This is a genomic window from Prochlorococcus sp. MIT 1342, assembly GCF_047304495.1.
Taxonomy (GTDB): Bacteria; Cyanobacteriota; Cyanobacteriia; order PCC-6307; family Cyanobiaceae; genus Prochlorococcus; species Prochlorococcus marinus_D.
In genome coordinates this window covers 1,634,311-1,655,082 of record NZ_CP138957.1, presented here as the reverse complement: position 1 = coordinate 1,655,082, position 20,772 = coordinate 1,634,311, and the positions used below count along the sequence as shown (strand labels likewise).

Here is a 20,772-nt window from a genome sequence, read left to right as displayed (position 1 = left end):
CAACTGCTTGTCGTACGCCAGTGCGAATGAGTGGGTGAAGCAAATCAGACTGAGTGATGAGCCTGTAAGGGTTGATTGCGAGAGGGTTTGATCTACTACGGAGAGTTTGATCCTGGCTCAGGATGAACGCTGGCGGCGTGCTTAACACATGCAAGTCGAACGAACCTTCGGGTTAGTGGCGGACGGGTGAGTAACGCGTGGGAATCTGCCCTCAGGAGGGGGATAACGGTTGGAAACGGCCGCTAATACCCCATATGCCGAGAGGTGAAATGAATTTCGCCTGAGGATGAGCCCGCGTCTGATTAGCTAGTTGGTGAGGTAATGGCTCACCAAGGCATCGATCAGTAGCTGGTCTGAGAGGATGATCAGCCACACTGGGACTGAGACACGGCCCAGACTCCTACGGGAGGCAGCAGTGGGGAATTTTCCGCAATGGGCGCAAGCCTGACGGAGCAACGCCGCGTGAGGGATGAAGGCCTCTGGGCTGTAAACCTCTTTTCTCAAGGAAGAAGATCTGACGGTACTTGAGGAATAAGCCACGGCTAATTCCGTGCCAGCAGCCGCGGTAATACGGGAGTGGCAAGCGTTATCCGGAATTATTGGGCGTAAAGCGTCCGCAGGCGGCTTTTCAAGTCTGCTGTTAAAGCGTGGAGCTTAACTCCATCAAGGCAGTGGAAACTGATTGGCTTGAGTGTGGTAGGGGCAGAGGGAATTCCCGGTGTAGCGGTGAAATGCGTAGATATCGGGAAGAACACCAGTGGCGAAGGCGCTCTGCTGGGCCATAACTGACGCTCATGGACGAAAGCCAGGGGAGCGAAAGGGATTAGATACCCCTGTAGTCCTGGCCGTAAACGATGAACACTAGGTGTCGGGGGAATCGACCCCCTCGGTGTCGTAGCCAACGCGTTAAGTGTTCCGCCTGGGGAGTACGCACGCAAGTGTGAAACTCAAAGGAATTGACGGGGGCCCGCACAAGCGGTGGAGTATGTGGTTTAATTCGATGCAACGCGAAGAACCTTACCAGGGTTTGACATCCTGCGAATCTCTTGGAAACGAGAGAGTGCCTTTGGGAACGCAGTGACAGGTGGTGCATGGCTGTCGTCAGCTCGTGTCGTGAGATGTTGGGTTAAGTCCCGCAACGAGCGCAACCCACGTTTTTAGTTGCCAGCATTTAGTTGGGCACTCTAGAGAGACCGCCGGTGATAAACCGGAGGAAGGTGTGGATGACGTCAAGTCATCATGCCCCTTACATCCTGGGCTACACACGTACTACAATGCTACGGACAAAGGGCAGCAAGTTCGCGAGGACAAGCAAATCCCATAAACCGTGGCTCAGTTCAGATCGTAGGCTGCAACTCGCCTACGTGAAGAAGGAATCGCTAGTAATCGCAGGTCAGCATACTGCGGTGAATACGTTCCCGGGCCTTGTACACACCGCCCGTCACACCATGGAAGTTGGCCACGCCCGAAGTCGTTACTCCAACCCTTGTGGAGGAGGACGCCGAAGGTGGGGCTGATGACTGGGGTGAAGTCGTAACAAGGTATCCGTACCGGAAGGTGCGGATGGATCACCTCCTAACAGGGAGACAACAACTGATCGTGATGTCTGAGTTATTGATACTTAGGCCATGATCCTGTCACCTTAGGTCGATCGGTACCTCAAGTTGAGAATCAAAGAAAAGCTGAGTAATCAGCTTGGAGATTGATGATTGATTTTAGTTCCTAAACTTGTCTAGGTCACACCCCGCAAGGGTTACTCCTGGGCCATTAGCTCAGGTGGTTAGAGCGCACCCCTGATAAGGGTGAGGTCCCTGGTTCAAGTCCAGGATGGCCCATTCGGTGTTGGGGGTTTAGCTCAGTTGGTAGAGCGCCTGCTTTGCAAGCAGGATGTCAGCGGTTCGAGTCCGCTAACCTCCACTGACGAATCTTCTGACAACGAGCCAATGGTGAGAATCGTTGTGTGATGTGATTTAGAATTTAAGTTTGCTGGCAGACCCTAGCTTCTTATCATTCCAGGACTCAATCAATTGAGATGAGGTTGATAGGATGCTGGGCTCAATGTAATTCGCAAGAATTGCAGAGATGTTCAGCAGAACCTTGACAACTGCATAGGTAAGTCTGGAAAGAATAAAGCATCTCATGGATGCATGATTCTTGTGAATCAGCTGATGCAATCTGCGCGAGCAGAGAGCTGAGGTTGATGAACGAGAATGATGTTTGATTCTTGAGTCAAGAGCCGAGACTCTATAGCGTTCTTTCGATGTCATCGAGGCATCGAGAGTTTGATTGGTGATTCAAACCATTTTCAATGACAAACAATTCAGTTTAACCGGAGAAGTTTGAGATTGAAGCCAGGTGAATTGCTAAGAATACGTATTCAACTACGTGAAGCGTTATAGAGATTAATTGGTCAAGCTACAAAGGGCTCATGGTGGATACCTTGGCACACAGAGGCGATGAAGGACGTAGTTACCTGCGATAAGTCTCGGGGAGCTGGACACACGCTTTGATCCGGGAATTTCCGAATGGGGCAACCCCTAGTACGGCCAGCTGAATCCATAGGCTGGTGCGAGCCAACCCAGCGAACTGAAACATCTTAGTAGCTGGAGGAAAGGAAAGTAAAAACGACTCCCTAAGTAGCGGCGAGCGAACGGGGAAGAGCCTAAACCGATGGTTTCGACCATCGGGGTTGTGGGACAGCAATGTGTATCAGGGATGTTAGGAGAAGTGTTTGAATGGCACACCACAGAGGGTGAAAGTCCCGTAACCGAAAACTGAACTGAGCTAGCTGTATCCCGAGTAGCACGGAGCACGTGAAATTCCGTGTGAATCCGCGAGGACCACCTCGTAAGGCTAAGTACTACTGTGTGACCGATAGCGCAACAGTACCGCGAGGGAAAGGTGAAAAGAACCCCGGGAGGGGAGTGAAATAGAACATGAAACCATGAGCCTACAAGCAATGGGAGCCCGACTAAATCGGGTGACCGTGTGCCTGTTGAAGAATGAGCCGGCGACTTATAGGCACTGGCAGGTTAAACCGGAAATGGTGGAGCCATAGCGAAAGCGAGTCTGAATAGGGCGATCGTCAGTGTTTATAGACCCGAACCCGGGTGATCTAACCATGGCCAGGATGAAGCTTGGGTGATACCAAGTGGAGGTCCGAACCGACTGATGTTGAAAAATCAGCGGATGAGCTGTGGTTAGGGGTGAAATGCCAATCGAACCCGGAGCTAGCTGGTTCTCCCCGAAATACGTTGAGGCGTAGCGTCTAGTGCTCCAGCAGGGGGGTAAAGCCACCATTTCGGTGCGGGCTGCGAGAGCGGTACCTAATCGAGATGAACTCTGAATACCCTGTGTGTAACTAGGCAGTCAGACTGTGGGGGATAAGCTCCATAGTCGAAAGGGAAACAGCCCAGACCGCCAGCTAAGGTCCCCAAATCAACACTAAGTGATAAAGGAGGTGGGATTGCCCAGACAACCAGGAGGTTTGCCTAGAAGCAGCCATCCTCAAAGGAGTGCGTAATAGCTCACTGGTCGAGCGATCCTGCGCCGAAAATGAACGGGGCTAAGTGTTGTACCGAAGCTGCGGATTTAACTTGTTAAATGGTAGGGGAGCGTTCTATGTGGGGCGAAGCGTTAGCGTAAGCGGGCGTGGACTGCATAGAAGTGAGAATGTCGGCTTGAGTAGCGAAAACATGGGTGAGAATCCCATGCCCCGAAACCCTAAGGGTTCCTCCGGCAGGCTCGTCCGCGGAGGGTTAGTCTGGACCTAAGGCGAGGCCGAAAGGCGTAGTCGATGGATAACAGGTCAACATTCCTGTACCGGTTATGTTTTGGGAAGGGGGACGGAGAAGGCTAGCCAAGCCAGATGTTGGTTACTGGTTTAAGCGTTCGAGGCGTTGAGGAGCGGCGAAAACGTTCTGAGCTAAGGCGTGAATACGAGCTGCTACGGCAGCGAAGTTGGTGATGTCATGCTTCCAAGAAAAGCCCTATACCCGTTAAGGCATAACTGCCAGTACCCGAAACCGACACAGGTAGGGTGGTAGAGAATACCGAGGGGCGCGAGATAACTCTCTCTAAGGAACTCGGCAAAATGGCCCCGTAACTTCGGGAGAAGGGGTGCCAGCGAGAGCTGGTCGCAGTGAAGAGGCCCAGGCGACTGTTTACCAAAAACACAGGTCTCCGCTAAGTCGCAAGACGATGTATGGGGGCTGACGCCTGCCCAGTGCCGGAAGGTTAAGGAAGCCGGTCAGCGTAAGCGAAGCTGGCGACTGAAGCCCCGGTGAACGGCGGCCGTAACTATAACGGTCCTAAGGTAGCGAAATTCCTTGTCGGGTAAGTTCCGACCCGCACGAAAGGCGTAACGATCTGGGCGCTGTCTCGGAGAGAGGCTCGGCGAAATAGAATTGTCTGTGAAGATGCGGACTACGTACACCCGGACAGAAAGACCCTATGAAGCTTTACTGTAGCTTGGTATTGTGCCCGGGCTCTGAATGCGCAGGATAGGTGGGAGACGTTGAAGTAGTGCTTGTGGGTGCTACTGAGTCAATGGTGAGATACCACTCTTTCAGAGCTAGGGTTCTAACGTTCACCCGTTATCCGGGGAGCGGACAGTATCAGGTGGGCAGTTTGACTGGGGCGGTCGCCTCCTAAAAGGTAACGGAGGCGCGCAAAGGTTCCCTCAGGCTGGTTGGAAATCAGTCGACGAGTGCAAAGGCAGAAGGGAGCTTGACTGTGAGACCTACAAGTCGAACAGGGACGAAAGTCGGCCTTAGTGATCCGACGGTTCTGAGTGGAAGGGCCGTCGCTCAACGGATAAAAGTTACTCTAGGGATAACAGGCTGATCTCCCCCAAGAGTTCACATCGACGGGGAGGTTTGGCACCTCGATGTCGGCTCATCGCAACCTGGGGCTGAAGTCGGTCCCAAGGGTTGGGCTGTTCGCCCATTAAAGCGGTACGCGAGCTGGGTTCAGAACGTCGTGAGACAGTTCGGTCCATATCCGGTGTACGCGCAGGAACATTGAGAGGATTTCTCCCTAGTACGAGAGGACCGGGAGGAACGCACCTCTGGTGTACCAGTTATCGTGCCAACGGTAAACGCTGGGTAGCCATGTGCGGAGTGGATAACCGCTGAAAGCATCTAAGTGGGAAGCCCACCTCAAGATGAGTGTTCCCATGGCATAAGCCAGTAAGGTCACGGGAAGAACACCCGTTGATAGGCTCTACGTGGAAGTCCAGTAATGGATGCAGCGGAGGAGTACTAATAGACCGAGGGCTTGACCATCCATTTGGTTCTTGCCCGAGAAACAAGTTTTATTCAATTCAGAGCATCATTCACAAGGATGATGACCTATGCAGTTCTCAAGGTTCACTCCTTGGGAATGATTTTATCCTGGTGTTCATGGCGATGTGGAACCACTCCGATCCATCTCGAACTCGGTTGTGAAACGCATCAGCGGCGACGATATTTTAGGGGTAGCCCTCTGAGAAAATAGCTCAATGCCAGGTAAAAACATTTCCACATGTAGATCATCAATCTTGCGAAAGAGTTGTTGATTTACCAAGAAAAAGCCACCCGCAGGGGTGGCTTTTTTGATGGCTAAGCCAGTGTGATTTTTAAAGAAGATAATCAAATACATTCCTGAGGTCTTTGATTGCTTTGTGATCTTGTGGATCTTGCTCTGGATTGCCTTCCCTAAGACTGTATAAAACACTCATGCCTGCTTTTTTTGCGGCATTACATTCTGCGTAGCTATCACTAACAAACATCGCCTTTTCTACGGGAATGTTCATAACTATGGAGATATCGCTATAGCTTTTGCTTTCTTTCTTGTTGCCAGTACGAGTATCAAACCAGTGTCTAAAGAGCGCTGTTTGATCTCCATTGGTCGTGTGTCTGTAGAGGAGCTTTTGAGCTGATATGCTGCCTGATGAATATACTGCAAGGATATAACCTTGTTGCTTTAGTTTGCTTAGTACCTCGATCGTTTCTGGGTAGAGTGAAGAGGAGATGTCACCTTTCTCATAACCCTCTCGCCAGATTCTGCCTTGCAGATCTTTTAAAGCACTAGACTTGCGATCAATTGTTATTAGATGCTGAAGGTAACCGCAGATGTTCTCGATTTTGCTGCTGTTCTCCCTTAATGCTTTGCTTAGGAGATCTTTGCTGCTCGGATCATGATCAGCTTGCCATTCATGCCAAGCTTCATCTATGAGAGATTGAATCTCATTGTTATCTCTGTGTTCATTTAGGAATCCTTCTAGATGGCTATCAGCGTAAGGAAAGAGAGTATCGCTAACAAAACTTGTAGGGCATGTGGTGCCTTCAATATCCAGCAAGATGTGAGTAATCACGATTTTTGGCTGGCTATAAGTTGTTCACGCCAGCAGAGTTCTAGTAGGAACTCCAAGATCTCTACATGACGCCTTGCTTCGTTGAGGCTCTCCCCCCAAGCGTATAAACCGTGCCCTGCGACCAGTATTCCATAGGGTGCATCATGGACTAATTCGCCTGCTGCTTGGCTTAATTTGGCTAGGTTTTGGTTGTTCAATAGGATTGGCAGAGTGATTGATGTGGAATGGCTATTAATCCCTTGCAGCCCTTTCAGCATCTCCCAGCCCTCAATAATTATTTTCCCCGTATTTTTATAGTGGTTGGATAGCCATGTTGCTGTAATCGAGTGTGTGTGCAGTACGGCCTTGGCGTTGGTCTGCTCGATGATTTTTAAATGCATATCTGTTTCAGCACTAGCTCTACCTTCCCCTTGAATCACGTTACCCGAGCTGTCGACTTCAATGAGTTCGTCTGCCTCGATATTTCTTTTTTCAATGCCGCTAGGTGCCATCAATAATCTCAATGGCGTTTTTTGTAGAACAAGGCTGAAATTACCGCCAGTTCCATCACACCAACCGCGTTGATGGAGATCGCGAATGGTGTCGCTTAGAGCTTGCCGCTGTTGCTGTGAATCGAACATTTTTGCCAGGATTCATCTTTGGCAATTGGGGCACCAGTGGGTGCCACGACCGCAGAGGCTTTCACGGCGGATGGGCGTGCTGCATATCCGGCAGGCTTGTCCTCCTCTGCGATACACCCAGGCTTGACCACCGTAGTTGCCGTTAATGCCTTCAAGATCTCTGAAGTCGCTGAAGGTTGTTCCTCCAGCACCGATGCTCACTCTGAGGACCTCCGTGAGGCAGTTGCATAAGCGTTCAAGCTCGATCTTTTTTAATTGACCTGATGGAGTGTGGGGACGGATTCTGGCTGCAAAAAGGCTTTCATCGGTATAGATGTTTCCTGCCCCTGCCACGATGGATTGATCCAAAAGTGCTGACTTGATTGGTCGTTTCGAACCCTTCAAGCGTTTGCTTAGGTATGAGGAATTGAAGGCGCTGCTGAATGGCTCTGGCCCAAGTTTTTGCAGCCCTGTGATGATTGTTTCCGGGGCGTTGCCAGGTGGAACCCACCACATTTGTCCGAAGCTGCGCGTGTCAACGAAGCGCAGTTCCTCATTTTTTTTGTTCCAGATGCGTACGCGTGTATGCGGGCAGGGTGAACTGATGGCCTCATGCCATTGAAATTGTCCTGTCATGCGCAGGTGAACGCCCCACCATCCACCATCAGGATCTTGTTCTGAATCAGCTGATCGCTGGGCAACATCATGATGTAAAGACGCCATTAAGTACTTGCCGCGTCTTAACCATGAGCCCACGTGCATGCCGCAGAGCATCTTGATAAATAGGGCAGAACCGCCAGGGCTTGCTATGGCTCGTTCTCGGCAAACCTCAACCTGGCCGATCTGAAAATCAACAAGACGGTCTGCCAATCCGCGGCGGACCGTCTCAACTTCAGGTAATTCCGGCAAGCGCCTTAGGCGCGATCGAGCTCTGATTCAGCAAAGCTGTTGGTGAGGTTGCCGTTATCGGTACCTTGCATGCCGAAGTAGTTTGTTTTCTCGAAGCGAACCAGTACCCCATATTTGCCGGTGGTGTCGACAGAGGCCACTGTGCCCACTTCATTGTGCCAGTAACTCTCTTGGCGCCTGATGCGAACTTTGTCGCCTTTTGAGATCGCCATCGCTGCGCAGGTATTGAATTCACTCACAAGACTATCGCTGTGAGTGTGTGAGTTGACTCATGCGTCACAGAATGTCGCCCCTTGGGGTGTAGGCCATGGCAGCATCCAGCCTTAAGTCAGGTGTGTTTTGGTGAGTTCGTCCGTTGCTCTTGATCCTCCTGCTATTGAGCTGGATCTGCCCGATCCGGAGCAGGACGACATCAGCACCATGGAGTTTCTTGCTCGACTCGAGCAAGCCTGGGCTTTGTGCGATCGCTTTGATTTGCAAACTGAGATTTGGCGGGGGCGAATCCTTAGGGCAGTGCGGGATCGTGAGAAGCGGGGTGGTGAGGGGCGTGGTGCTGGCTTTTTGCAGTGGTTGCGTGAACGGGAGATCAGTAAGACCCGTGCTTATGCCCTGATTCAGCTGGCTGATTCGGCTGAGAACTTGCTGGCAGAAGGAATGCTGGAGGAGAGCAGCGTGAATCAATTCTCTAAAAGGGCCTTCATGGAAACGACGCAGGCTGTTCCAGAAGTGCAGATGATGATTTCGGAGGCAGCCAATGAAGGTCAAGAGATCACTCGCAAGCAGGTTCGCCGATTGACAGATGAGTTCACGTCTGCCACAAGCCCCCTGTTGCCGGAGGAGATCCGCCAGCGCACGCAGGAGAATCTTTTGCCTCCCAAGGTTGTGGCTCCTCTGGTAAGGGAGCTGGCAAAACTGCCGGAGCTTCAGCAGGAAGACCTCAGGCGAGCTTTGCGGGAGGAGCCAGAACTGGATTGCATCAAGGATGTCACCAGCACAGCACGTTGGATCAGTAAGACCACAGAGGCCAGCGAGGCGGTGAGGGCTTTCCAGCAAGGTGAACTCAACCTGGAGAAGGCCATGCATGAGGCTCAGCGTCTCGATGCTTTGGGTTTGCTGGCTGATGCTGTCTCTCAGGCTCAGTCTTTAGAAGCCTCCGTTCTGAAGCTGCATACGGCCTGGAGACGATTGGGTGGCTTGCAGGAACGCCTTTGGGTGGAAAGTGGCAGCAGTACCCCTTATCTCCGTGATGTTTTGGGTGCTTTGCAGAGCCTTAGCGGGGCAACCTTGAGGGTGTCGCTTGGGGAGTTGGCGGGAGGGAAACGGGTTCGCTTGCAGCTGGTGGAGGAGGCACCTGACCAGCTCGAGCCGCCGCCGCTGTCTTGAGTTCGAGATCGTGCCATCAGGCTTGGCGCTCGTTATCTTGAGGGCGCTATTGGTGGTGTGAAGTGGATCCACTGATCGAGGCCCTGCACCATCACTATGGCTGGGATGGTTTCAGGCCTGGTCAACGTCCTGTGGTGGAAGCGATTCTTGCGGGTCAGGATGTTCTAGCGGTGCTGCCCACCGGTGGTGGTAAATCGCTTTGTTATCAGCTGCCAGCGCTGTTGCGTGATGGTCTGGTGGTGGTGATCTCTCCCTTGGTGGCTTTGATGGAGGATCAGGTCATGCAGCTGCAACGGCGGGGGATTGCCGCCGCTTGTTTGCATGCTGGCCTGGATCCGGAGCGCCGTCGCGATGCACTGGTTCGCCTGCGAGATGAGCGCTTGCGTTTGCTTTATCTGGCTCCCGAGCGCTTGCAAGGTGAGGCCACGCGGCAATTGATCGAGGACACAGCTGCGCAGGGAAAGTTGGTGGCACTAGCTGTTGATGAGGCCCATTGCATCAGTGCTTGGGGCCATGATTTCCGGCCTGATTACCGCCGCCTGGGGCAGGTGCGCCGCCTCTGCCCAGGTGTGCCTGTGGTTGCTCTCAGTGCTACTGCGGCTCCAAGGGTGCGTGCCGACATCATCCGCCTCTTGGCTCTTCGCAGGCCGCAGGTGCAGGTTTGCTCGGCCCGGCGCAATAATCTCCACTACGCCATGCGTAGGCGATCGAGAGATCCCTTGCCTGATGTGCTTTCGGCTTTGCAAGGATCACGCGGTGCCACGCTGATCTATGCCAGAACGCGTCGCTCTGTGGAGCAATGGGCAGAGCGGTTGCAGGCTGAGGATGTTGCGGCTACTGCTTATCACGCCGGGCTTGACCCGGAGGTGCGCCAGCAGGCGCTGGCTGATTTCCTAGATCAAGAGAAGCCTGTGCTGGTGGCCACCGTGGCCTTTGGCATGGGTGTAGATCGCAGCGATGTGGGATTGGTTCTGCATTTGAATCTGCCTGCAACGCCGGAGGGCTATTTGCAGGAGTCTGGCCGGGCCGGGCGTGATGGACTGCCGGCCGATTGCTTGGTGTTGTTTTCTCCTGGTGATCGCACCAGCCTTGGTTGGGCGATGCATGCTTCCGCTCGCCGTTGTGCTGATGAGAACGCTACGCAGGAGATTCAGATGCGGTTGGAGCTGGCGCAGCAACAGTTGCGGCGTATCGAGGCGGTAGCAGAAGGGGAGTTTTGCCTGGAGCAAGGGCTTTTGCTTGCCGTTGGTGAATTGGTGCCGCCTTGTGGTCGCTGCGATCGCTGTCAGCAGACTGCCCGCCGCCGTGATTGGTCTGAGCAAGCCTTTGCTGTGCTTGAGGTGCTCGAAGATCGCAAGGGTATGAATCTTCGCAGTCTCAGTGAAAGCCTTTCGTCCACTACAGGCCGCAAGCAAGAGCGTTGGGGTTGGTTGGCTCGCAGGTTGGTGCAGGAAGAGCTGATTACGGAGAGCAATGATGGTGTCCAGCGGCTCTATTTACGTGAGAGCGGTCGGCGCTTTTTACGCCAACCCTGGCCGCTGCACTATGCGGCCTGAGTGCAGCCCTCGATGCATTTAGCCGCCTTTGGCTTTGCAGAGATCCTTGACGAGATCATGCTCAAAGCGCTGCTGTGGAGCGCCCCAAGTTTTCCAAGATCCATTCGTGCCGGTGGTATTGATCTTGCGCGCTGGGCAGTTCACAGCCAGATAAAGGGCTTTGCCATCTTTGTTGAGGGTTGGGGCCACGTAGCTTCCTCCCATGAACTTCCAATTGGCCCAGTCCACTTGAAGTGAACCGTAAGTGCGCCATTGCGTTTGCGAAGGCTTGGCAGCAACTTGTTGGGTGGATTTGGGCTTGGGTTGTGGTTTTGCAGCAGGCTTGCTCGTGGACTTAACGGTTGGTTTAACAGTTGGTTTAACGGTGGTTTTTGCAGTCGGTTTGATGGCAACTGTCGTGGTGGACTTGGGCTTGGGTTGTGGTTTTGCAGCAGGCTTGGTGGTGGATTTAACGGTTGGTTTAACAGCTGGTTTAACGGTGGTTTTTGCAGTCGGTTTGATGGCAACTGTCGTGGTGGATTTTGGCTTGGTTGTTGTTGATGGTTTGACCCGTAGAGACAATTTGCTGCCGACTAATAACTTGTTGGGGTTGTTGATGCCATTGATCTTGATTAGGGTTGCTACAGGGATTTGATAAGCCCCAGCGATTTGGTTCAATGTTTGCCCTCGAGCCACGGTATGGGAGGTGGCATTTGGATTTGCCTGAATGGCTACAGGTTTGGGCTTTGCTGTTGCTTTGGGTTTGGGAACAACAGCCCCTTGGGGTAGTTTCAGGGTTTGGCCACGTTCGACATAGTTGGCATTGGCAAGGCCATTGAGGGCGACGAGATCCTGTTGGCGAACTCGGTAGCGGGCCGCAATGGTGCTGAGGGTTTCGCCACTGCGTACTGTGTGACGAGTGGCGCTAGCTCTTACTGTGCCTGATGAGCTGCCTGGCAGTTTGAGGGTCTGGCCGATGAATAAGGTATCGGCATTGGCAAGGCCATTGAGGGCGACGAGATCCTGTTGGCGAACTCGGTAGCGGGCAGCAATGATGCTGAGGGTTTCGCCACTGCGAACCTTGTGACGAGTGGCGCCAGCTCTGATTGCCCCGGAAGCACCTCCCGGTAATTTCAACGTTTGGCCGATATATAAATTGTCGGCATTGCTCAGACCATTGAGGGTGATGAGATCCTGCTGGCGCACTCGGTAGCGAACAGCAATGGTGCTGAGGGTCTCGCCACTTCGTACCGTGTGACGGCTTGCTCCAGCCGTGACTGTGCCTGATGCGCTACCTGGCAGTTTGAGGGTCTGGCCGATGAAGAGGTTGTCTGCATTGGCTAGGCCGTTCAGCTGCATCAAGGCCCGAAGGGATACCTGATATCGCGCTGCGATTTCCGAAAGGGTGTCACCGGGTCTCACTGTGACGCTGGCACCCCAGGATGGCAGCGGTAGAAGTGTTGTCAGGGCTAGAGCGCTAACAATGATCCGGCGCATCAATCTCTCTACAGTTTGGTGAAAGATAAGCTGCCTCCACAGATGCGCTAGCCCTTTTCAAGCATCCCGAAATGATGCCTTTGCAAAAAGCGGCTTGATTATCCCAGCACCTTTTTGAGCAACGCCAGATTGGCCTTGTAGGGGGGGTAGCGCAATTTGAGATCTAGCCAGAAGGGGCGACGTAAGACAGACTTTTGATGGGAAAAGGTTTCGAAACCAGCCAGGCCGTGATAACGCCCCATGCCACTGGCCCCGACTCCACCAAAGGGCAGCTCAGGAATGCCTACATGCATCACCACATCGTTGAAACACACTCCGCCTGAACTGGTTGTGTTGAGGAGCTGTTGTTGGTCGGCATGTGTTCCGCCAAAGAGATAGAGGGCCAGGGGCTTTGGTTGTTGTCGGACCTCAGCGAGAGCCTCATGAAGGTTTTGCACGCTGATGACAGGCAGCAGTGGGCCGAAGAGCTCTTCCTCCATCAGCGGATCGTCGCGCTTGTCTACGTCAATCAGAGTTGGAGCGATGCGTCTTTGATCGGGGTCAATTTGTCCGCCTGAGAGCACCTTGCCGCGCTGCTTTGCTTGATCAAGCAAGTGTTGTAGTCGCTGGAAATGACGATCGTTGATGATCTTGGCGAGGTGGGGTGATCGCAGCGGATCGCCTCCATAGAGCTCAGTAATGGCTCCTTTCATCGCCTGCAGTAGAGGCTGTTTGAGTTGTTCTTGGATCAGTAGATGGTCTGGGGCGATGCAGGTTTGACCAGCATTGAGACCCTTCCCCCATACCAATCGCCTAGCCGTGACCGAGAGATCGGCGCCATCAATCACGATGGCTGGGCTTTTCCCTCCTAGCTCCAGGGTCACCGGAGTGAGATGTTCGGCGGCAGCAGCCATCACCTTCTGGCCGATGGCGCCGCTGCCGGTAAAGAAGATGTGATCAAAGGGTTGCTTGATCAGTGCCGCTGCAATGGCCCCATCCCCCTCGATCACCTGTACGACCTCGCTGGAGAAATGTTGAGGGATCAAATGGGCGATCAGTCGAGAGGTGGCAGGGGCATGCTCGGAAGGTTTGAGCACTGCTGTATTGCCTGCTGCCAGAGCACTAATCAGTGGTTGGAGGGTTAGAGAGAATGGGTAATTCCAGGGGCCGATGATCAGAACACAACCCAGGGGGTCGAGGATCACCTCGGCTTGACCTGGCTGATGGGCTAAAGGCACTTGTACGTGCCTGGGTTGCATCCAGCGGCTGAGCTGCCGTTGAGCCAGTTTGAGCTCCCCACGCAGAGCGATCAGCTCAAACAATGCCTCGGTTGGTGGTTTGCCTAGATCCGTTGCCAGGGCATCAAGCACCTCGTCTTGGTGCTTTTCGATGAGGACCTCAATTTGCTTGAGTTGCTTTCTGCGCCAGGCTTCTGGTCTTGTGAGGCCCGAAATGACTGGCTTGCGCAGTTCACTCAGCAGAAAGTTCTCAGGAAGCAAGGTCTGACACCATTGTTACTCGTGTCTAGGTGTCTAGCAGTGGTGCCGGCGCTGTTGGCGGATGGGCACAAGCGTTGGCGATCAGTTGACCTGCGGGGTTGAAGACGGCGGCCCTGGAGCTACTGGTGCCCTGAGCGAGAGCCAGGCTTAGGAGCTGATCATCCATGGCTGTTCTTTTGTTCAAGTGCTAGCGGTGGGATCTTGGTATGCAATGGGGCATGCAGCAGATCAATGGGCTGACCAACACTCCCCGCTGGGTGGCCAAGGCGGTGGTGTATCAGATCTTCCCTGATCGTTTTCGTTGTAGTGGCCGTGTCTTAGCTCATCAGCATTTGGCTTTGCGCTGCTGGGGCAGTGACCCTTCTGAGCAGGGTTTTCAGGGGGGAGATCTCTACGGGGTGATCGAGGCCCTTGATCATCTCCAGGCGCTTGGTATCAGCTGCCTTTACTTGACACCCGTCTTTAGCTCTGCCGCTAATCATCGCTATCACGCTTATGACTACTTGCAGGTGGATCCGCTTCTCGGTGGCAATGCAGCGCTAGAGGCTTTGATTGAGGCGGTGCATCGCCGCGGGATGCGCATCATTTTGGATGGCGTGTTTAATCACTGTGGTCGCGGGTTCTGGGCTTTTCATCATCTTTTGGAAAATGGTGAGGCTTCGCCCTATCGCGATTGGTTTGAGGTGCGGCAATGGCCGCTTCATCCCTATCCACGGCGTGGGCAGGATTGTGGTTACAGCTGCTGGTGGAACGATCCAGCCTTGCCAAAGTTCAATCATGCTCATGCCCCTGTGCGTGAGTATTTGATTGCCGTAGCCCGCTATTGGCTCGAGCAGGGAATCGATGGTTGGCGACTTGACGTTGCTGATGAGGTGCCTGCTGAGTTTTGGCTGGAGTTTCGGCACATGGTTAAGGCAGTGAATCCAGACGCTTGGATCTTGGCTGAGATCTGGGGTGATGCGAGACCGTGGCTACAGGGGCAGCACTTTGATGGGGTGATGAATTATCGGATGGGTTGGAGCAGCCTTTGCTGGGTTGCTGGTAAGCGATTACGCCGTCGGTATCGCAATCCTGCCTATCCCCTTGACCCTCTGAGTGGGGAGGCTTTTGTTGAGCTATTGGCAACAACGCTGGGATGGTATCGACCTGAGGTGAACCGCAGCCAATTGAACCTGCTTGATAGCCACGATGTGCCGAGAGCTCTGCACACACTTCACGGTGATCTTGCGGCGTTGAAGTTGGCCTTGCTGTTGCTGTTTTTGCAACCAGGGGCGCCTTGCATCTACTACGGCACAGAGGCGGGTTTGCAGGGTGGCCCTGAACCAGGTTGCCGCGAAGGGTTCCCTTGGCATACGCCTTGGCCTGCAGACCTGCGCGATTTCATTCAGTCGTTGAGTGATCTGCGCCAACGTTGCCCAGCGTTGAGTGATGGCGGTTTGCAATGGCAACCGATTGGAGCTGATGCACTTCATGCTTGGTGGATGCAGCCCGAGACAACCACAACGCAAAGGGAGACGTCGATTCAGGTGTGGGTCAATCGCAGCCGCAGGTCATGGTTGCCGACGAAAGGCTCATCGACAGACCCTCTTTGGCTGGAAGGAGCATTTGAATGCAATGGCCGGGGATTAGGCCCTCAATCAGCAGTGTTGTTTAACTGATTCGTGGTGTCTTGACGAGTTTGAAGCCGCCTAGGTGGCTGAAGTTTGGATGAGTTGCAAACGATGCGAAATCTTTTGAATTGGATGCATGCCATGAGGTCAATATTGCTAGATGCTGTCTCTATCGCACGCTTAAAGCGGGATTCAAGTGAAACGCTGGTCAGATAGAGTTATTAATAATATGTTATTGCAGTGATGAGTTGTAGTTGTTGGCCTTGAGTTAGGGCTTGTTTTGGTAAACAGTGATTTTAATAAAATTGCATCAGGCTGTACTTGTTAAAATCTATTTTTGGGTTTATCAATTATTTGCCCATGATTTTTTCTCGCTTGATCTTATGGGCTTCAAAGGGTCAGGGTTTGAAGTATGGGGGCAATGTTCGGGGTTGTTGGCACGCTATGGATTTCTGCGACCTTTGCTTCGCCAGATTGTTTGTGATGAGAGAACCCATGACATCAGCTTGACTGCTGATCAACAAGAGCGTGCGCTGCAGGCTTATAAGCGTAAATATGGCTGCAAGGATCAGAAAGATCTTGAACAACATCGCCTGAATGAGTTGCTTTCTATAGATGACCTGAAGTATCAAATTGAGCAGCCAGAAAAATTAAAGTGTTGCTATAAAGAATCTTTTGGTTCTCAAGCAGAAGCTCATTTTTTGTTGAGAAAGAATGCACTTGATCAAGTCACTTATAGCCTTCTGCGTGTTAGGGATGGTGGCCTGGCGCGTGAGCTTTACCTGCAAATTTTAGATGAGGAAGCAAGCTTTGCTGAGTTGGCGAACAAGCATTCCCAGGGGCGTGAGCGCAAGACTTCCGGATTGATTGGACCGTTGCCAATTAATCAGGCTCACCCATTACTTGCTCAACGTCTTCGTGCTAGTCATGAGGGTGAGTTGATCGAGCCATTCCAAGTTGAGAATTGGTGGTTATTAGTAAGACTGGAGAGCTTTATCCCTGCGACATTCGATGAAGCCATTGCCAATCAAATGAGCCAAGAACTCTTCAATCAATGGTTAGAGGTTGAAGTGAGCGAACGCTTGTCTTCGATCGAAGAACACCTTCCCAGCAATGCACCAGCCAATGGGGAGTTGCTGGGATCATGAGTGTCAGAGCATTAGAGCTATCTGAGTTTCCTGCTTTTCAAGGGTTAAGTAGCCGAGCAATGGCTGAGCTTTCAGATGGTGCTGCGATATGCACTTACAAATTAGGGCAGTTGCTATGTGAGAGAAAAACGATCCCAAATCAGATCTTGTTGATTCGCAAAGGTGAGGCCAGGTTGCTTGGCCGTGACCAGGGTCAATTGCGCACATTTGAAAAGCTCGGCTCAGGATGCTTTGTTGGTTTGGCTTCCTTTTTACGCGCTGCCCCCTGCGAGGAAGTGAGTGCAGCATCTGAACTGAAAGTGATCTCTATCTCAGACGCGTTGATCCTCAAGTTGTTGTCGCAGGAGGAGAACTTTCGCCGTTGGTGCTCCACCACCCTCTTTGCGGCTGAACTAATTGAGCTGCTGAGTTTGATGCTCAGTCAACATCCCAAAGCTGGGGTGTCTTTGCAGTCTCTTTTGGCACGGATGAGACCTCAAGCCCGGCTGTTTTGTGTTGGTCAAGAGCAACCAGCTGAGCTTGATGAAGATGAACTACTGATCGTTGCTAGTCAAAACATCAAGACGCATCCAATTGGCACTCCATTGAGAGCGCAAGACGAACTCCCCAATGCCACACCCCCACTTCCAGCTCGGTTGATTGTTATTCCAGATCCGCAGTTGGTTGCCCCCCATAAGCCTGATGACCGCAGCACGTTGATTGCTGCCAATCTGCCTGCTAACCCCAACACAGTTGACGACCCTTCGCTTGAGAAGCAGCCCGAGCCATCTCAGCCTGTTTTCGTCAGTGGGGAAACTCTTCTGGCGAGTGGCCTTGATCTCGGACAATCTGATCGCAATGAGATTCAACTCTTAAGAGCGAAAGGGTCTGTTGAAGAGGTATTGGCTTGTTTTCAGATGCTCTCAAAAGAGCTGAATCTGCCGTTTCGCCGTGATGCGATCGAAAAGATCCTTAGGAAGGCTCTGCATTCCAAGAAGCGGCTTGATCTGCAGTTGTGTGGAGACATCGCTGCGATGATGGGGATACATGTCAGTGGCACGCATGTGCCTGCGACGTTGGGAAATCGGCTTGAGACGCCAGCCTTGCTGTCATGGAACGACAGCTTTGCTGTGGTGGCACGTTCCAATGCCAATGGGCTAGTGCTGGCCAGCCCTCGGGAGGGTTGGGTTGATTTCAACGCTGAGGCTATGGGGCAAGCATTCCCGAACGGCATCGAGATGCTTGTGCTCGAGAGGAAGAACACAAGCCCTCAACAGCGATTCGGTTTTGCATGGTTTTGGCCGGTATTGCGCCGACATCGAAATGTGTTGATCCAGGTTTTGATGGCTTCGTTTGTTGTTCAGTTGTTCACTTTGGCAAACCCATTATTGATTCAGGTGATCATTGATAAGGTGATCAATCAACGTAGTTTGGAAACACTTCAGGTTCTCGGAATTGCACTTGTGGTTGTTACCTTGATGGAGGGAGTTATTGGAGGATTGCGCACATTTTTGTTTAGTGAGGTTACGAACCGCATCGACATGAGATTGGCCTCAGAAGTTGCTGATCACCTTTTAAGACTGCCATTGAATTATTTTGAAAAACGACCTGTTGGAGAACTTGGTACTCGCATTGCCGAGCTGGAGAAAATACGGAGTTTCATTACTGGCCAGTCGCTCTCAACATTGCTAGATACTTTTTTTTCGATTATTTATATCATCGTCATGTTTATTTATAGCTGGCTATTAACACTTTTAGCACTAAGTGTCTTGCCGATACAGGTTGGTATTACCTTGATTGGCGCGCCTTTGTTTCGGCGTCAATATCGCGAGGCAACGCGTGAGAATGCCAGGGCTCAAAGTTATATGAATGAGTTGCTTACCGGCATACAAACGGTTAAGTCTCAGAATGTAGAGATGATTGGTCGATCAAAATGGCAGCGGCTTTATGGCAAATATATTTCAAGATCATTTAAAAATAATGTCACAGGTACTGTTTTAAGCCAGATATCAAAGGTTTTGCAGAAGCTTTCTCAGCTGCTTGTTCTTTGGGTTGGCGCAACTCTTGTGCTTAAGGGGCAAATGAGTCTTGGCCAACTGATCGCTTTTCGAATTATTTCTGGATATGTAACTCAGCCCCTGCTCAGGCTTTCAAGTACATGGCAGAAGATTCAGGAAATTAAAGTGTCGCTCGACAGGATTGCAGATGTTGTCGATACTCCAGAGGAATCTGATCAAGCCGATCGGCAGAAAATACCAATGCCTGGCATTGTTGGAGATGTGAAGTTTGAAGGCGTCAACTTTGCATTCAGCTCTTCAACTCGAGAGGTACTTAGAAATATCAATATGCATATTCCTGCTGGCACATTTGTTGCTGTTGTTGGCCAAAGCGGAAGTGGCAAAAGCACATTTACCAAGATGATTACGAGGCTTTATACGCCAAATAGTGGCCGAATATTGATCGATGATTATGATATTGATAAGGTTGAACTGTATTCTTTAAGACGTCAGATTGGCATTGTTCCCCAGGACCCATTGCTGTTTGCTGGCACAGTTTCAGAGAACGTTGCCTTGGCAGATGGCGATGCTTCGAATGAGGAAATTGTTAAGGCCTGTCGACTTGCCTGTGCAAATGATTTCATCATGAAGTTGCCGACAGGCTATAGCAGCCAGGTTGGTGAACGCGGCTCTAGTCTTTCCGGAGGCCAGCGCCAACGTTTAGCTCTTGCGAGAACTCTATTGGAGCGGCCTAAATTATTGATTTTAGACGAAGCTACCAGTGCTTTAGATTATGACACTGAACGCCGTGTGTTTAAGAATCTAATTGACCATTTTAAGGGCACAACAATGTTTATTGTTACCCATAGGTTGTCTACGGTTCATGGAGCAGATTTGATCATCATGCTTGATGATGGTGTTGTTGTGGAAACTGGAACCCACGCTCAGCTTATCGATAAGCGTGGACGTTATTATGCTCTGAATTGCCAGCAAGAGGCTGGGCTCTGATGAAGAAGAGTTTGAAGCGATCGCATTCTTCAGCAAGAGTTTTCTTGACGAAAGTCTCTGCTTGGCTGCGTAGAAAATCTACCGAAAGTGTTCAAAAACCAAAGGCTGCGTTAGATCGTTGGGATCAGGATGTTGACGACAATATTGGCGTGCAACCATCTCAGTCGCTTGCCAAAATCATGTTGACGTCTTTGGTGGCAATGAGTGCGGCCGCCTTTGCTTGGCTGGCTTTCGCTACCACAGATGAAGTGGTTAAGGCGCAAGGCAAGCTCCAACCGATTGATGATGTGAAAGTTGTGCAGATGCCTCTTGGAGGTGTTCTTAAGGAAATGCTTGTTAAGGATGGCGAAAGGGTTCGAAAAGATCAGATTTTATTGCGCCTCGATAATGAAGCAACGCTAGAACGTGCGAAGAGCACTAGCGAAGAAATAAGGGCCAAGGAGGCTCAATTAAAGCTTAAGCAGATAGAGCTTGAGCGATATTTGAGTCTTAATGATGCAAGAATGAGAGTGTTAAAACGTAAGTTGGATTTATATAAAACTATTCTTGCTAGGCTTGAGCGATTGACCAAGCTTGGCGCTTCCCCTGAACTTCAATACTTGCAACAGGTCAATGAGGTTGCCGAAGTTGAGGGTGAGCTTGAAACAACAGTGATTGTTCGGGAACGGCAACTTGCAATCCTGAATCAATCGGTTGAGAAACTCAAGGGTGAGCTTGCTGATCTCAAAGGAAAGTTGACAGAGATTACCGTTAATATTCGCTATAAAGATATACGTTCTCCAGTTGATGGAGTTGTCTTTGATCTCAAGCCTACTGGCTTAGGTTATGTCGCGCAGAGTAGTGAGCCTGTGATGAAGATCGTTCCTTATGATGCCCTTTTGGCCAAGGTCAATATCGATAGTTCAGATATCGGTTTTGTGCGAGCTGGTAAGCAGGTGGATATCAGTATCGACTCTTTCCCTGCCAATGACTTTGGCGTTATAGAAGGGACGATCGATAGGATTGGCAGTGATGCACTTCCTCCCAATCAGCGTGAAAATTTTTATCGTTATCCAGCGATGATTAAATTAAACACTCAGCAACTTAAGCTCCGATCTGGCAAGCAACTGCCATTACAGGCTGGCATGTCTTTGACTGCGAATATCAAACTTCGAAAGGTAACTTGGCTTCAGTTGCTGCTTGGTGGTTTTAGAGACAAGACTGATTCTCTGAAACAGCTTTAATTCAATTCATACTCACTAGCCTTTCTTTGTATCTGGCATTGGTGCATCGGT

General features: G+C 51.4%; 13 protein-coding genes, 2 tRNA genes and 3 rRNA genes. 11 read left to right on the top strand and 7 right to left on the bottom strand.

Annotation, left to right across the window (positions count from 1 at the left end):
• Nucleotides 1-94 precede the first annotated feature (94 nt).
• The 5 genes from SIB79_RS08485 (at nt 95) to rrf (ending at nt 5,509) form a co-directional block, all read left to right on the top strand.
• A 16S ribosomal RNA gene (locus tag SIB79_RS08485) occupies nt 95-1,579 on the top strand.
• 182 nt (nt 1,580-1,761) lie between these two features.
• Nucleotides 1,762-1,835: transfer RNA gene (locus SIB79_RS08480), tRNA-Ile, on the top strand.
• Nucleotides 1,836-1,844: 9 nt separating this feature from the next.
• A tRNA-Ala gene (locus SIB79_RS08475) sits at nt 1,845-1,917 on the top strand.
• A 491-nt stretch (nt 1,918-2,408) separates the two neighbouring features.
• A 23S ribosomal RNA gene (locus tag SIB79_RS08470) occupies nt 2,409-5,285 on the top strand.
• A gap of 107 nt (nt 5,286-5,392) precedes the next feature.
• Nucleotides 5,393-5,509: ribosomal RNA gene (gene rrf / locus SIB79_RS08465) — 5S ribosomal RNA — on the top strand.
• The 16S, 23S and 5S rRNA genes sit together here with 2 tRNA genes alongside, the layout of an rRNA operon.
• A gap of 108 nt (nt 5,510-5,617) precedes the next feature.
• On the opposite strand, the gene mtnC is transcribed toward rrf, so the two are convergent.
• From mtnC to SIB79_RS08445, 4 genes are read right to left on the bottom strand one after another with little or no spacing between them, the layout of a single operon-like run.
• Nucleotides 5,618-6,355 carry an acireductone synthase gene (gene mtnC, locus SIB79_RS08460; RefSeq protein ID WP_063403493.1) on the bottom strand — a complete coding sequence of 246 codons (738 nt, stop codon included), beginning with the start codon at nt 6,353-6,355 and terminating at the stop codon, nt 5,618-5,620.
• The gene (gene mtnB / locus SIB79_RS08455; protein ID WP_063403492.1) at nt 6,352-6,975 is read right to left on the bottom strand and encodes a methylthioribulose 1-phosphate dehydratase; all 624 of its coding nucleotides are present in this window, start codon (nt 6,973-6,975) and stop codon (nt 6,352-6,354) included. The genes mtnC and mtnB overlap by 4 nt, the downstream gene beginning before the upstream one ends.
• A 12-nt stretch (nt 6,976-6,987) precedes the next feature.
• Nucleotides 6,988-7,863 carry a DNA-formamidopyrimidine glycosylase gene (locus tag SIB79_RS08450; protein ID WP_063403491.1) on the bottom strand — a complete coding sequence of 292 codons (876 nt, stop codon included), beginning with the start codon at nt 7,861-7,863 and terminating at the stop codon, nt 6,988-6,990.
• Nucleotides 7,864-7,868: 5 nt separating this feature from the next.
• Nucleotides 7,869-8,075: a photosystem I reaction center subunit IV gene (locus tag SIB79_RS08445; RefSeq protein WP_063399026.1), complete on the bottom strand. Its 207-nt coding sequence runs from the start codon at nt 8,073-8,075 to the stop codon at nt 7,869-7,871.
• Nucleotides 8,076-8,205: 130 nt separating this feature from the next.
• Here SIB79_RS08445 and SIB79_RS08440 point away from each other — a divergent pair, with 130 nt between their 5' ends.
• Nucleotides 8,206-9,246, top strand: coding sequence for a hypothetical protein (locus tag SIB79_RS08440; protein ID WP_063403532.1), 1,041 nt, complete (start codon nt 8,206-8,208; stop codon nt 9,244-9,246).
• Between the two features lie 62 nt (nt 9,247-9,308).
• Nucleotides 9,309-10,802, top strand: a complete 1,494-nt coding sequence (locus SIB79_RS08435; RefSeq protein WP_063403490.1) for a RecQ family ATP-dependent DNA helicase — start codon at nt 9,309-9,311, stop codon at nt 10,800-10,802.
• Nucleotides 10,803-10,820: 18 nt separating this feature from the next.
• On the opposite strand, the gene SIB79_RS08430 is transcribed toward SIB79_RS08435, so the two are convergent.
• From SIB79_RS08430 to SIB79_RS08420, 3 genes are all read right to left on the bottom strand, one after another.
• Entirely contained in the window at nt 10,821-12,278 is a 1,458-nt protein-coding gene (locus tag SIB79_RS08430) for a LysM peptidoglycan-binding domain-containing protein (protein ID WP_074161323.1), read from the bottom strand.
• Between the two features lie 98 nt (nt 12,279-12,376).
• A complete protein-coding gene (locus tag SIB79_RS08425; protein WP_063403489.1) occupies nt 12,377-13,756 on the bottom strand; it encodes an aldehyde dehydrogenase family protein in 1,380 nt (459 codons plus the stop codon).
• A 25-nt stretch (nt 13,757-13,781) separates the two neighbouring features.
• Nucleotides 13,782-13,940: a hypothetical protein gene (locus tag SIB79_RS08420; protein WP_155724627.1), complete on the bottom strand. Its 159-nt coding sequence runs from the start codon at nt 13,938-13,940 to the stop codon at nt 13,782-13,784.
• Nucleotides 13,941-13,962: 22 nt separating this feature from the next.
• Between SIB79_RS08420 and SIB79_RS08415 the strand changes: the two genes are divergently transcribed.
• From SIB79_RS08415 to SIB79_RS08400, 4 genes are all read left to right on the top strand, one after another.
• Nucleotides 13,963-15,414 (top strand): glycoside hydrolase family 13 protein, encoded by a 1,452-nt coding sequence (locus SIB79_RS08415; protein ID WP_074161322.1) that lies wholly within the window; start codon nt 13,963-13,965, stop codon nt 15,412-15,414.
• Between the two features lie 335 nt (nt 15,415-15,749).
• On the top strand, nt 15,750-16,514 hold the full coding sequence (locus SIB79_RS08410) for a peptidylprolyl isomerase (protein ID WP_063403529.1): 765 nt from the start codon (nt 15,750-15,752) through the stop codon (nt 16,512-16,514).
• Entirely contained in the window at nt 16,511-19,498 is a 2,988-nt protein-coding gene (locus tag SIB79_RS08405) for an ABC transporter transmembrane domain-containing protein (protein ID WP_063403488.1), read from the top strand. The genes SIB79_RS08410 and SIB79_RS08405 overlap by 4 nt, the downstream gene beginning before the upstream one ends.
• Complete coding sequence (locus SIB79_RS08400; RefSeq protein WP_081215645.1) at nt 19,498-20,721, top strand: HlyD family secretion protein; 1,224 nt, start codon at nt 19,498-19,500, stop codon at nt 20,719-20,721. The genes SIB79_RS08405 and SIB79_RS08400 overlap by 1 nt, the downstream gene beginning before the upstream one ends.
• Nucleotides 20,722-20,772 lie beyond the last annotated feature (51 nt).